This is a genomic window from Oligoflexia bacterium (assembly GCA_035326705.1).
GTDB lineage: Bacteria > Bdellovibrionota_G > JALEGL01 > JALEGL01 > JALEGL01 > JALEGL01.
The window spans coordinates 412858-425864 of record DAOLES010000001.1 but is presented as its reverse complement, the minus strand read 5'-3'; the positions used below and the strand labels follow the sequence as shown (position 1 = coordinate 425864).

The following is a 13007-nucleotide window of genomic DNA, read 5'->3' as shown; positions in this document are numbered from 1 at the left end:
GTGTGCTTTGGAAGAGTTTAGAGTTAAAATAGGACAAACCATACCCAATAAAATTTTTTTTAAAATTGGTGAGGTCGCAGAAATTACGCAATTAGAACCTTATGTTTTAAGGTATTGGGAAAATGAGTTTAATTTTAAACTTAATAAAACCAACCACAAACAGCGACTTTATCAGCGTAAAGATATCAATGAGATTTTATTGGTAAAAAAGCTCTTGTACGATGATAAATTTACAATTGCGGGTGCAAAAAAGAAAATTAAAGAGATTAAAAAAAAGCAGCGTCAGAATCAGCTTAGCTTGGTCTATGATGTGCCCAAAGATAAAGTTTTAGCAAATAAAAATAACAAAAACATAAATGACACTACAATAAAAAAGCCCAATTCTGGCATATTGGCCATAAAACGTGAGCTCAATGCAATTTTAGATGAATTAAAGTTATTCAAGTAATGATTTATCTTGATCACCACGCCACAACCCCCTGTTTAGAAGTTGTGATAGAGCAGATGAACAGTTTTCATAGACGGAATTTTGCCAATATTGGCTCTATTCATGCCTTAGGAAAAAACTCACAGATAGCATTTGAAGCGATTGAGCAAAATAGTTTACAAAAAACCGGCTTATCAAAATTAAAATTGTTTTATACATCTGGCGCAACAGAGTCCATTAATATTGCTCATTTAGGGTTACTGGAGCATTGTATAACATACAATAAGCAGATTATTACCAGCAAAATTGAGCATAAAGCAACGCTGAATGTATTGGACTTTATGCAAAAGCAGGGAGTAACTGTTATTTATCTGAACGTTGATGCTTTTGGAAGAATTGACTTAGATCAATTAAGAGAGACCTTAAAGCAGCAAAATACGGCCCTAGTCAGCTTTATCCATGGTAACAATGAAATAGGGGTTATACAGGATGAGCAAGCCTGTATTGCTTTAGCCAAGCAATACGGAGCATGGGTTCATATGGATATTTCTCAATCATTATGTGTTCAGCCGTCTTTTAAAGCATATAAGGAAGTGGACATGTTGTCTTTTTCTGGGCATAAAATATATGGTCCAAAAGGAATAGGAGGGCTTGTTATTAATGAGACATCATCCAAACGCCTGCCTTTAAAACCTATTATGTATGGTGGGGGTGAGGGCAATAGCCTAAAACCTGGAACACATCCTACGGCTTTAGCGGTTGGACTATGTATAGCTTTGGCGGAATGTTTTGACCACGCACAAGAAAGACAAAAGCATTTTTTAGATTTAAAACAATATTTTTTAGATCAACTTCCTTCAGCCTTAGATGGATGGAATATGACTGGTAAGCTTGAGCACAGTTTGCCTCATAATATTCACTTAAACTTTGATGGTTTGAGTCAGGATTTGGTTCCACATTTACGCAAAATTGCAGTTTCATCTGGCTCTACCTGTAGTGCAAAAAGCAAGATGCCTTCACATGTGTTAACAGCCATTAAAATGGCAGAAAATAGGGCCATGTCTAGTATTCGTATAGGTTTGGGCTTGCACAACAGCAAAGAACATATGGAAACAGCGGTTGAAGATATAGCTTATGCAGTAAAAAAGATGCGTGAAAAAACAAGTGTTTAAAAGCTGTATATTGACTTAAAATAGGAACTCATATAGCTAAGCACGTATTGTTCGGGACGTAGCGCAGCCTGGTAGCGCACATGCATGGGGTGCATGGGGTCGCTGGTTCAAATCCAGTCGTCCCGACCATTTCTCCGATAACTATCTAAAATCATTTAATAATTTTTTCATATAGTCCTTTTGGGAAAGAAATGGGAAAGATAAAAAAATTTCATTGCTGACGGTTTTATTATTTTGAACAAACTGCTCTAGAAATTAATATTATCCAACACAGTTTGCTCTTTTTGAATTTAGAGAAATTACATTATTCATCCCTCCGTTATCAGGAGAAGGATTGGATTTTTTAATTTTACCAAATTCAAAATCAACAATGGCATCACGTTGGGTTTGCTCAGTGACTTTTGCATAATGCTGAGTGATACGAAGATCTTGATGTCCTAAAGCTGCTTGAGCACCACGAATGTTTCTCGTCTGGTTTGCATAGATTGATGCAAAAGAGTGTCTTAAAACGTGTGTAGAGCGCATGGGAAGCCCTAGTTTTTTAAAGGCATCTTTGTATGCACGTTGGATAGCATTATACTTAATCAATTCACCTTTTCTGTGAAATACCAATTGTTGTTCAGGGTTGAGCGCTTTCCATTCAGTCAGTAGTTGAACCAATTTTTCGGGCATGACAATTTTTCTAAAAACACCTGTTTTGGTGTTTTCTCGGATCTTGGGTTGTTTGGTCCAAAGATCCCAATTGCATACTCTTTTGATTTCTACTGTTTGACTTTGAAAGTTCACGCAGTCCCACATTAAACCACAAGCTTCACCTATCCGTGCTCCTGTTAAAGCTTGAAACCATGCCAAGTAATAATACATTGGGTTTGTTTCTTGTTTTAACTGAGCGAGAAATTTTTCTAAATCTTGAACAGATAAAGAAATATCAGGTTTTCCTGCCTTCTCTTTAAAGTAACAGTCTCTTCTATGGCGTTTTAAAATGGAGTGTTGAAACTTTGGGTTTTTATACTCCCGGTACCAATTAAAGATGACCGTAAGAACCTTCAATTCTCTATAAAAAGAGGTGCGAAGTTTCTTCTTCGGATATTTTGGATCAATAACATAAGAAAGCCATTGATCAATATCTGAAGCAGTAATTTCTTCTACAGGAATATCTAACATCACATTAAAATGTGAAATATCTTTGCCGTAGGTTTGCCAGGTTAGCGGAGCTAACCTGGGTGGTTTAGACCAAGCTCTCCAATCAGCAATTAATTGCCTCAAGGTATAGCTTTTGGTCTTTGATGAAGTAATATCTGACTTTTTTAAATCCTTTCGTCTCCAATTCTTAGCCTCATCGAGCGTAGAAAAGTTTTTGGTTTTTTGTTTCCACTTACCTAAAACTTTTACATTTTTGATAGCTTTGTATTTTCTAGCTCTTAGATGTGGATCAGAAGACTTAAGGTCGATATAGTCTTTCTTAGTTTCATCCCAGATTAAAATCTTAAAAATGCCAACGCATTTTTCGACTTTAACCCATTTTCTTTTTGGTTGTTTATCTTTAGTAGCCATAAAAGCTCCTTTCCGATAACCACCTTTGAATTACATGTATGTTGAATCGGACCATTCTTGGAGCAGGGCGTACCACAGGGATTTTACCTTGATAGACCCAGTTACGAATGGTACCTTTGCTGCATTTAAGCAACAAAGCCAATTCATCTACAGTCAACAAATCATCTATTCTCTTGTCAATGAACACAGAAGCATCCTGCCTCTTATGTCCTTGTATATCATACTCTGAATGATCTTTTAATGTTTCTTTTTGATTTAAATGTGAACCCGCCAAGATGCTTGGATTCAAGCTTGCACCTCAGAGTTTGATGAAACATTTGCTACTACAGGTTTCATACTACTTGATGATTTAGATTCTGATAAAACCACATTTTGTTGAGCATATTTTATCTTTTTCTGCATCATTTTTAACATGGCTTCAGGATCAAGAGATTCATCCATATCATTTAAGATAGACTTAAAGTAATCAACCTTCTGAAAATGATCAGAAATAATTCTACTTTTTTCTCTCTTAAATGAATTGTCATAGAATCTTTGTATGATCCATGAGGTCAATTTAGATGCATTTATTTTAATGTAATCATTATTATTCTTTAAATGATCTAACATTAATTCTACTGTTTTATTGGCTTGTTCATCTATATTTAAACGAACATTTTTCATTTTTTGTTTCATGTTTTTATTTCCTTTTAGTTTATTGTATAAGTTTGTTCATATTAGGAACTGACCTAACTTCTCTTGATTTTTAGCGTTTAAAAAACAAGTTAATTCAGTACCTTAAAGTTTTCACCCTAGCTACGCTCTACAAACATGGTCTCTAGTTTGTTTCTAACACTAGGTCTCTAGTAAAATTGACTTAATCAATCATAATTGTTTCTCCTTTCTGATTGGTAAATGTCACAGAACCAGAGTGGTTTATGACATCGTTGGTTTTACAAAAGTAAAAACGGTATTGTTCATCTTGGACAATACTTTGTTCAGCTTGAGTCAGGTTTTTGTAAATTTGTGGATCAGAATAAATGTATAAGACAATATTGTATTCAGCTGCTGCATAATACTGGGCAGCTTTGCTGGCATAACGTTTTTCCTTTTTGTTGATTGATTCGTACTCAATTGGAAAAACAAAGTCGCTATTCTGATTAAGGGTTACCGTCATAAGAGCATCACTTCTTATGTGGTAAGACAGGTTTACATAAGACATTGCATCTGATTTTTTATTCTGTAAAACGATGTTTTCAGTTTTATAATCGGTGACCGTTTTAAGTTGAGTTAAGCTATGCTTTATATCAACTAAGGTAATGTCATGCGTTTTTGAGTCACTCTGTATTTGAGTATAGGTATAATCAAATACATCGTTTTTTATGATACGCTGAAACGTCTCCTCAGTAATAGAATAAGTGTGACGGGTCCTGCTGCCAAACAAGGCAAAACCTCGTTTAATCCAGCCACCATTGTTGAGCTTGTCAAGCCTTTTACAAACGACACTTTTGGCTTTGTATCCAAAAACATCACGATTGATTTGCTGGACGGTTGCGACTCTATTTTCATAAAGATATTGAAAGATGGCAATATCTCTGGGTGTAACAATTTTATTGGCTTTAGCTATGGTCATTTTTTTCTCCTTCCTTCGATTTTTTATAGCCGCCATTGGCCTTTGAATGGACTACTTTTCTTGTAGACATATTTTCTTGTTGGTTTTTCCTATTGCCAAGTTCAAACTCGCCTTTGATTTGTTTAAGGCGATAATCAAACTCTTGTTCAGAGATAAATGGTGCCTGCAGCTCCAACTCTTTAGGACCACATTTCCAAATACCTCTCCCTGGAATGTTAGGGAGTTTATTAGCAGCATTGGTTCCAAGGACATTGCTAGACCCATGAAAGGTTTGCATTCTAAAGATCATGCGACCTTCAACGTTGTCTTGGATATGTGTATCAATGGTTTCTTTGGTTACTTTTTGAGTTGCCATAACCAAATGAATACCCGCAGCACGACCTAGCTTGGCTATTTCATTGACAAGATGCCGGGTAGAATCCGTTTGTGCTTTAACAGCGGCAGGGGCACTTTGCGGCTTAGCAAATAAGACACTGGCTTCATCAATACCGACAACAATGCGATCAAGTTCATCCCGTTCTGGAACGATAAACTTCTTACCGATTTTGGCAATGAGGTTAAAACGTGATTGCATTTCATCGTGTATTTTTTTGATGAGCTTACTGGCTTCTTGATTGTTTTTGGCAATGTGAACATTGGGCAAAATACCAAAGTCACTCATTTCAACACCATTTTTTAAATCGATTAAGTGGAGCTGAATGTTCTTTGAACTTTCCAACAAACCAAGCAAGGCTTGCCTAAAGAACATGGATTTACCACCACCAGTGGTTCCTGCTATGAGCATATGAGGAAGCTTAGTTATGTCCTGAGTAAAACTCCCTTCACGACATGCTCCCAATTTAAATGTATACTCAGAAGGTAAGATGATGTCTGAATAATTACACTTTTGCGGCATAGGCTTCTTGGATAAGTAGATATCTACATAGCCATGCTTATGACTTTGCTGTATATCTTCTACGGCTACTTGCATGGCAGAAGCAAGCTGATCTTTTTTGCTTTCAAAGTCATTTAAGCTTAAGCCTGGAGCAAAGACATGCATCTTCGATTGCATGGAGTTGAGCTTGTGATAGCTTTTGACTTGTGCTTTAGCTCCTGAGCCATTCTTTAGGCTGAGTCTATCGAGCTTATTTTGAATGCTTTTTTGCTGCAGGACAAAGTGCCCACCAATGAAGAACAACATGATAACCATGTACACACTGAGCAGACCTAAATAGTAATAGATCCTGTGTGAATCAAAGATCATGTAGGCCCATGGATCTATAAACTTGCCTATAAACCCAGTCCAAGCAGTAAAGGTTAATAAATGTTGCTTACTCCCAGATAAAAAGTGAGCTAAACCAATACCTAAGGCTATAAAGGCATACGTTAGTATGTGATTGGCTGGAAAGTTTTTGATTCCTCTCCAGATTCCAGTAAAAATAATGTTGATGATGGTGCCTATGAAGATTAAAATCTCTCCCATAGAGTCAAAATCGTTTTTGTGTTTTTCCATAATGCTTCTCCTATCTTTTGGGTAAAAGCTCAATCCAAAGGACGGTGTCTTGTGGGACAATGACGTACTCTTTGTTTTGAGCAAATTCGTTTAAGTTTCTTTGGGTTTCAAGTTCAGCCATGCGATACACACTTTGCAGTGCTGCATTACCTAAGCTTGCTTTGATGGTGGCTTCACCAAATTGATTTAAGGCTTCACGCTGGGTTAAGACGTCGCTGGTGGTACCCACCATGGTAGTTCCAAGGGTGGATAAAAGACGTTTGCCATGTTGTCTTTTGCGTTTGCCTGCAATGCCCAGCTGCTTGTTTTTTAAATTAAGTGCCCGTATATTGACTTGATGAATACTGCCATCAGGTTTAATGGCTTTATCCATTTTAAGGTAGACCTGACTTCCAGAACCTGGATAAGAGAAACTGCCTAAGACAATGGTGCCTTGAGGGAAGTACTCTTTTTCCTTGTAGTGGATGCCAGAAGTCAAAAGCACTTCTACAGCTGAAGGCATTCTTGTATCAATTTGATGCATGAGTGTACCTTGCATACGGATACCTCTGGGTGGTATTTTATGGTGATTGGTGTTTTGAATCACCATGGGACCACCATAGTCATACAAACGCCTGCGCTTTGCTGGCTTTCTTTTACTTCGCCTTGGTCTTTGTCTAACAGGTTTAGGTGAAATCCCCATTATATTTTCTTCAGAAACAACCGCTGCAACTGTATCTTCTGGAACAGATTCAATCAGCATGACATTGCTTTGACGAATCACTTTGTTTTTGGACTTTCTAAAGTAGATAGAGACCAAAGACACCACAAGCATCAATGAGCATAATCCAATGCCAAAATTTCTGACATGGATCACCGTCTTTGCGCCATCTTCTTTGGTTAACCAAGCCTTGAACCCTTTTTTACTAACAGTACTACTGTTCATAAAAACCTCCCTGGAATGATGATGGATGTGTTTAAATGTTTGTATTGAATGACAAGCGTAAAGCTTTTCCTGTCTTTAAGCTTTAGCCTTAATCGACCAGAAACTACCTGATGTTTGCTCAAGCGTTCTTTGTTGATATCTAGTTTATGCTTAACTTTAAAGACACGGTTAAAGAGTCTAAACCTAGCTTTAATATGCTTAGACTTAAGCTTTTTGCTTTTTAGGTTTTTGACTTTAAAGTTGATTCTGTGGACCTTTGAGTTGGGATCAAAGGCGATAGAATCAATTTTAAAGATCAAACGTTTGCCTAAATACAGATGCCGATTAAACTTTTTGGTGTGTGCTTTACGTGTTTTTTTAGACTTGGATGCATTGATATAAACCAAGTCATCAAAGTTTAGCCCGTCACGTTCAACCCTTAAAATAAAGCTTAAGGTACCCGTATCATTGTACACAAAGAGATTGCTCTTGCCTTCATTCTTGGGGCGAATGATCAAGTCATTACCCAGAAACTGCGTCTCAAAATGTGCTGGATTGCCCAGAACAATATGAGATGGCGCTTGAGTAAAGCGCAAGATGGTCGCTTTGCCTACTTTAAGATAAATAGGTTTTAGCGTATGCTGAGAAGCCTGCAGATGTCGTATGACATCTGCTTGACTGTTTGTTATGTTAATTAAAAATAGACCCGCCAATAGATAGCGAATCAATTCTCAAACTCGATTAATGAATTAACATACAAACCCATGGGATTAAAAGACGTTTTACGGCCTTTAATAATCCCAAGCTTAATTTGAACTGGGACAATGATGGGGATATCATTGATACGTAAGATCCGATCAAAGATGGCAAAAGAATCAGTATTGGTTAAAATCGGTTTGATTCTTGTGACATACTGCTCAATGGATTCGCCCGGTTTGTTCTTGGCCTTTTTGTTTCCTAAAAGATCTGAAAGACCTTTTAAAAAAGTCTTGGTGGCATAGGGCTTAAGCGCATAGGTGATCTTTTTTGGATCAAACTCTTTCCAAGTGTAGCGCTGTTCAACAAACTTCTCAATAAAGTCTTTGACGTCTTCATTGGTCAGCTTCATACTTGAGAGTTCTTTGACTTTTTTATCTGCGCGATCATACGCCAAAAAAGGTTTGTTGATCTGCATGTAAAGAAGTCCAGACAATGCAATTGTAATAACAATCAGTCCTATGCTTAAAAACTTAAACAGCTCTAAGCTTTTTACTGTGCTTGTCCATTGCTTGACGGCTGGATCAATGTAAGAAGAGGATTTGTCTTCTTTATAATCCAGATTTTCAATTTTTGTTTCATCTTTGATGAAGTGTTCTTCATCATGATGGTTTATAAGGTCATCGCGAAGTCTGATATCAGACTTTGTCGTGACTTGATCGGAGTCAAAAGAAGATGTTTCTTTTGTGACTCCTTGGTTAAGATTATTGATACCCGCCGTTTGTTTTGTATTGTTCATGGTGGTTTCCTTAGTGTTACTTCTCCTGTTGTTTATTGTTAAAACTACGATTAGCCCTATGCTGACCGTAGTGTTTTTGCTGAGCTTTTGGCTCATCAAACTTTGTGTTATCTTTATTGGAAGACATAAAGCTTTGTTTAAACTTATGTCCGGCACTGATGACGGGCATGGCTGATACGCCAGTTGCTACTGATTGCAATCCACTGCTGATCAGTGAGTTGGTAGCAATGGGTACAAAAATCATGCTGAAGCCAATACATAAGTTAACTAAAGCTGTGGTAAAAAAGTTATCCCAACTTTGTACTTCTGGACTGACAGCAAACTTTAACAGCATGACTCCTAGAATGCTCCATAGCACTTTCCAAATGGTTACCTGAATCAAACCTTTAAACAGACTTGCTGTTATGAACGATGTGTAGCGTGACACATACATCAGAATCATCAAAGGTGACACCACATACAATATGCTCCAGACAAATTGGATGAGAATGTTGGTAATGAAGATGCCAATATAGGCTATGAGATAAGACACCAAGTTAATCACAAAGATTAGAGCTTCTCTAAACTGTAACCACTTAGGGGACGTTTCTTCATAGTTCTTTTGAATCTCATCCAATAGATCAGTCAATTGTCCAATGCCATTGATGTGCTCAGTTAAGCCATCACCCACCATAGCAATGATCCCCATGATCTGTTCAAAAGACAGCAGTATGATAATTGATATCACGGTTCTTTTAAGGATATTCATTGGATTGGGGGTATGCTCATCCACATTTAAGAATTCTAGAATGATCAAAAACAGCACAAAAGGAACCAGCATCATCCAATAAGCGGACACCAAATGACCTCTAATTTCACCACAGACCTCTGGTAAAAAGCCAAACATTACTCAAACTCCGGCAGTTTAAAGCCATCACTGAACATGGATTTAGACTTTTTAAGATCGTCGCCTACAGTGTTAAAGTGATTGACTGAGTCTTTGCTGTACTTGTTATCCAAAGCCAGCTTCTCACTTTGCAGTTTAAGCATCTGACCATTGACTTTAAGCAATTGATTTAAGGTATGCAGAATTTGGGCATTGGTTTGAGCATTAGCACGCAAAGCACCTTTAGGGCTCAAAGCATTGGCAGATTCTGTAATCTTGATGGCATTGTCTTCTTGCTCTTTGGCGTACTTAGAGATGTTCACGTTCATCTTTAAGCTCTCAGCAATGCTTTTATCATGCAGTTCTTGAATTGCAGACTCAGCACTGTCTGGGATATCTCCATACAGTTCTTTGATCGTGCTTAGAGCAATGCCCATACTTTGCAGTTCTTTTAAAACTGCTTCATCTTCAATAGGTAAAGCGCTTTGAATATGATTAAGTCTATCCAAACCACTGTTGACCTGCTCAAGAATATGTCTTTGTGCTCTGCCTTCACGCAAGACACTGCGTAGTTGATTGTAACGTTTTTTACTTTCAACTACGATCTTTATAAGATGTGGAATAGCCGCAGCACTACCAAATATGGCATAAGCATTGGTGCTTATGCATATGATTAAAATAAACCCGCCAAGTTTAAGTGATCTCACTTTTTCTCCTTTTGGTTATTATTAAAGTCTTCAGAAACAATATGCTCTAAAACTTCGAGCAATGTTTTCTCTGGAAACTGTTGTTGAACAGTATGAATGATTTGTTTATCTTTGGGATCAGTGGTGCAGATCCAATAGGCCAGTTGGTCAGAAGACAATCGCAATACAGATCTTCCAGTATCTTGCATATAAAACAGTTCACTGAATTTCCCTTTTTGCATGGTCAAAAACTTTACAGCATCTACCTCAGTACTACTGAGCTGCAGCTTATCTTTAAAGTCTTCCCAGTCAATGCCTCTTTGTTTTAGGATAAAGGTAGATGTTGTGTTAGGGAAAATAGAATTGGCCATGGCGGTATTGCTTAGAAAGTCTTTGTAGTTTTGACTGATGGCCCAAATGCCGGCGTTGAACTTTCTAAAGGTCCTGTATGCTTCTAAAGTAAAAGCCAAACCACTGGGTGTTTCAAACAATTTCCAAGCTTCATCTATAATCAATAAGTACGGCCTATCCAGCTCACGTGATGCTTCAGATTGAATGAAGTCAGTAAACAGCAGTAAGAATACATTTTGCAGATCTTCATAAGCATCCAAGCCCTTAATCTCAATGGTGACTAAGTCTTTATCAATGTTGACATTGCTTTGACCATCCAGCATTTTCCCGTACATAGTATCCCCGGTCCAAGTGTATAAAATCTGGGCATAGGCATGCATGTTTGGGTTTTCACTGTTAGTTAACTGTTCTTTAAAATCTGATAGTGTTGGTGTTTGATCAACACCAATGTCATCATAAGTTTTAAAAATCAGTTCTTCTAACTGTGCTTTATCTCTTTTGGGTAAGATATGTTGATGTTTATCGACTAAGATATTTTCCAAAACAGCTAGGATCAGCTTGATCTTGTTGGCACTGGGAACTGTTTGACCTTTGGGTAGATCAAACATATTCAGACAAATATCTGAATCAGTGGTTAGGTTGATAAACTCACCACCCAAGACTTCAATCAGTTTTTGTGAAGAGGCACCATTATCTATCCAAATGATCTTTGGCGTTGGCTTTTGTCCATAGAACTGAAGCATTAGTTGTGAGATAGTAAAGCTTTTACCAGATCCTGAACCGCCAAAAACCAAGCCATTCCAGTTGGGTAAGCTTGAGTCAAATGGATTAAGACTAAAGGGTATGTTGTCTTGATTGCTTAATAAACATACGGGTTCGTTATTGCCTTGCCATGCGCTAAACACAGGGAACATATGTGCAGCATTGCTGCTTTTTACTTTCTTGCTTCTAAAAGTATTGCAGACACCAGGTATGTTAACCATAAACGCATCAAGTCCAGCATAGGTTTCAATCACCCCTTGCGCTTGATTCATATGGGTAAATGCTTTTAAAACTTCATCACATTTTAAATCAAGATCTTGATCGGTGTATCCCCAGACAATCACGTTCATAGAACAATTCACTAACTTTTCTGTACCTTCTAATAAATCTTTGGATAAAGACTCAATCTGATTGAGTTTGTTTTCAGACTCTAAGTCTCTAACACCATTAGAACCGTTGGCCATAGAATGGGCTAAACGCCTATGCACTGCCATCTTTTCCATTTCTTTTTTCTGTGTGGGTATTTCAATGGTATGAGAGATCCAGCAGTGAAAGGGCAGTTTTAAAATACTCTGCACCATCGAAGCAGTACTCACACCTTCAGGTAAAGTGTGTAGACTAATGGTTCTAAACTTGAGTCTACCTAGTTCGATATTTTCTTTGCTGACATGCAGATCGGTAAGGGTTAACTGAGAGACAAAGTCACCCGCTGCATTGTATTGAGCTCTTTGTACTTTATCTAACCTGTCTAAATTTAAATGCTCATAAAGCAGGTCAAACCATTCATTGATTTTAAGTTTGATCGGCTTAAAATTACAATGCTGCAGTGAAGACTCTATCTGCTTGACGTGCCGTTCAAAAGCATAATAGTGTTGATCAAAGTCCGCTTGAGAGAGTTGTATAAACTTCTTAGTGCTTTGTAAGACATTGCCTTTTGAAAGTTTATGCGCTTGTGACCGAACAAAAACATAAAGCTCTGGTTGAAAGAACAGTTTGTCTGTGTTCTTTTTATTTAAAAAGTTAAAGCGATGCTGAGCGATACTTTTATAGCTACTATTACTTTCACTTGATAGAGCTTTATGCTTATTGATGATTGGATCAACATTGGAGGTTAGCCTGTAGAAAAACTGCAGACTCAACCCTTCATGTGCACTATTAATCATGTTTTTTATGTGTAACAGTGTATTGTTGATACTCTCTGGAGTAGATAAATTAATATCGATACCCTGGAGTTGAAAAGCCTTCCCTAATGAGCCGTCTTCATAGACCATACAGTTTCTAAATGGACGCCAAAAGGGCAGTTGATCGCTTAAGCTTTGATACGCTGGAAGCTGCCGCTTATCAGCAGCCTCCATGTTTGTTTTATTTTGTAATAACATGTTTGTTCCTTTGGTGAATGTGTTTAGATTGTTGAGCAGCACTAAAAAACCCTGATTGGCTTTGATAGCGCAGATAATGCTTTAAAAAGTCATCAGGTTTATTGCGCTTGCCAAGAATCAGCAACAAGGCTAAAACAGCAGGCACAATAAACACCATGATGAGATTTAAAGGTGTTTGCCCAAAAATAAGATTGTTGATTGAGGCAATCAATAGAACCAAGAGGAGATCTTGGGCATTAAAGCCCAAGATCTTAAATTGGCTATCAAGATGCCGATGAATCTCGCTTTGTTCAAGATACGACATCACA

At 37.6% G+C, this 13007-nt stretch carries 14 protein-coding genes and 1 tRNA gene; 3 read left to right on the top strand and 12 right to left on the bottom strand.

The window, feature by feature from the left end:
* Positions 1 to 7 precede the first annotated feature (7 nt).
* The 3 genes from PKC21_02010 to PKC21_02000 all read left to right on the top strand — a co-directional run bounded on the left by PKC21_02010 (position 8) and on the right by PKC21_02000 (position 1728).
* A complete protein-coding gene (locus PKC21_02010) occupies positions 8 to 448 on the top strand; it encodes a MerR family transcriptional regulator (protein HMR24105.1) in 441 nt (146 codons plus the stop codon).
* Complete coding sequence (locus tag PKC21_02005; GenBank protein HMR24104.1) at positions 448 to 1599, top strand: cysteine desulfurase family protein; 1152 nt, start codon at positions 448 to 450, stop codon at positions 1597 to 1599. Before PKC21_02010 ends, PKC21_02005 begins: the two co-directional genes overlap by 1 nt.
* Positions 1600 to 1651: 52 nt before the next feature.
* Positions 1652 to 1728: transfer RNA gene (locus PKC21_02000), tRNA-Pro, on the top strand.
* Positions 1729 to 1860: 132 nt separating this feature from the next.
* Here PKC21_02000 and PKC21_01995 read toward each other — a convergent pair.
* The 12 genes from PKC21_01995 to PKC21_01940 all read right to left on the bottom strand — a co-directional run bounded on the left by PKC21_01995 (position 1861) and on the right by PKC21_01940 (position 13006).
* Complete coding sequence (locus PKC21_01995; GenBank protein ID HMR24103.1) at positions 1861 to 3153, bottom strand: site-specific integrase; 1293 nt, start codon at positions 3151 to 3153, stop codon at positions 1861 to 1863.
* On the bottom strand, positions 3143 to 3442 hold the full coding sequence (locus PKC21_01990; protein ID HMR24102.1) for a helix-turn-helix domain-containing protein: 300 nt from the start codon (positions 3440 to 3442) through the stop codon (positions 3143 to 3145). Before PKC21_01990 ends, PKC21_01995 begins: the two co-directional genes overlap by 11 nt.
* On the bottom strand, positions 3439 to 3828 hold the full coding sequence (locus tag PKC21_01985) for a hypothetical protein (protein HMR24101.1): 390 nt from the start codon (positions 3826 to 3828) through the stop codon (positions 3439 to 3441). Before PKC21_01985 ends, PKC21_01990 begins: the two co-directional genes overlap by 4 nt.
* Positions 3829 to 4009: 181 nt before the next feature.
* Positions 4010 to 4765: a hypothetical protein gene (locus PKC21_01980; protein HMR24100.1), complete on the bottom strand. Its 756-nt coding sequence runs from the start codon at positions 4763 to 4765 to the stop codon at positions 4010 to 4012.
* Entirely contained in the window at positions 4752 to 6257 is a 1506-nt protein-coding gene (locus PKC21_01975; protein HMR24099.1) for an FtsK/SpoIIIE domain-containing protein, read from the bottom strand. The genes PKC21_01980 and PKC21_01975 overlap by 14 nt, the downstream gene beginning before the upstream one ends.
* A gap of 10 nt (positions 6258 to 6267) precedes the next feature.
* Positions 6268 to 7182, bottom strand: coding sequence for a TrbI/VirB10 family protein (locus PKC21_01970; protein HMR24098.1), 915 nt, complete (start codon positions 7180 to 7182; stop codon positions 6268 to 6270).
* Entirely contained in the window at positions 7179 to 7889 is a 711-nt protein-coding gene (locus tag PKC21_01965; protein ID HMR24097.1) for a pilus assembly protein N-terminal domain-containing protein, read from the bottom strand. Before PKC21_01965 ends, PKC21_01970 begins: the two co-directional genes overlap by 4 nt.
* Positions 7886 to 8656 carry a hypothetical protein gene (locus PKC21_01960; GenBank protein HMR24096.1) on the bottom strand — a complete coding sequence of 257 codons (771 nt, stop codon included), beginning with the start codon at positions 8654 to 8656 and terminating at the stop codon, positions 7886 to 7888. The genes PKC21_01965 and PKC21_01960 overlap by 4 nt, the downstream gene beginning before the upstream one ends.
* A gap of 16 nt (positions 8657 to 8672) precedes the next feature.
* Positions 8673 to 9542, bottom strand: a complete 870-nt coding sequence (locus PKC21_01955; GenBank protein ID HMR24095.1) for a hypothetical protein — start codon at positions 9540 to 9542, stop codon at positions 8673 to 8675.
* On the bottom strand, positions 9542 to 10228 hold the full coding sequence (locus tag PKC21_01950) for a hypothetical protein (protein HMR24094.1): 687 nt from the start codon (positions 10226 to 10228) through the stop codon (positions 9542 to 9544). Before PKC21_01950 ends, PKC21_01955 begins: the two co-directional genes overlap by 1 nt.
* A complete protein-coding gene (locus PKC21_01945) occupies positions 10225 to 12699 on the bottom strand; it encodes a TraC family protein (protein ID HMR24093.1) in 2475 nt (824 codons plus the stop codon). Before PKC21_01945 ends, PKC21_01950 begins: the two co-directional genes overlap by 4 nt.
* The gene (locus PKC21_01940) at positions 12683 to 13006 is read right to left on the bottom strand and encodes a hypothetical protein (GenBank protein ID HMR24092.1); all 324 of its coding nucleotides are present in this window, start codon (positions 13004 to 13006) and stop codon (positions 12683 to 12685) included. The genes PKC21_01945 and PKC21_01940 overlap by 17 nt, the downstream gene beginning before the upstream one ends.
* Position 13007 lies beyond the last annotated feature (1 nt).